Source organism: Micromonospora sp. SL4-19 (assembly GCF_047921475.1).
Lineage (GTDB): Bacteria > Actinomycetota > Actinomycetes > Mycobacteriales > Micromonosporaceae > Micromonospora.
Map to the genome: position 1 here is coordinate 1 of NZ_JBLROB010000094.1, position 403 is coordinate 403.

1 pseudogene is annotated in these 403 nt (G+C 67.2%); it reads left to right on the forward strand.

The features are described 5' to 3' along the window. Positions 1 to 158: 158 nt before the first annotated feature. A pseudogene (locus tag ACNAVT_RS31835) lies at positions 159 to 403 on the forward strand (hypothetical protein); the annotation flags it as partial.

The window sequence follows — 403 nt, forward strand, 5'->3', positions numbered from 1 at the left end:
GTACATGGTCCCGGCGCCGCGAAGAGGCGATCCCCTTGCCCCGCAGGCCAGCCGGTCGAAGACTTTCCCCCTTTGTTTTTGAGCGCCTGACGGTGCTTGCGCACGTGCTGGTTCCCCCGACCGGTGCTGGTGCGCCAACCCCCGAATGGAGCTTTGTCATGAACACGATGCTGCAGAAGAGCGTTCTGGGTCTTGCTGGTCTGGCTTTCACCGGTGGCCTGGCGGCCGGCCCGCTGCACCACCACGACGCGACCCCGACCACCGCGATGACCCCCGTGGCCGCCGTGCAGGCCGACAAGCCGCAGGCAGACAAGCCGGGCGTGGACATGGGCAAGCTGGTGCCGCATGGTGTGCAGGGCGCCCAGTCGAAGATCGACCTCAACGGTGAGCAGACCGCCAACGC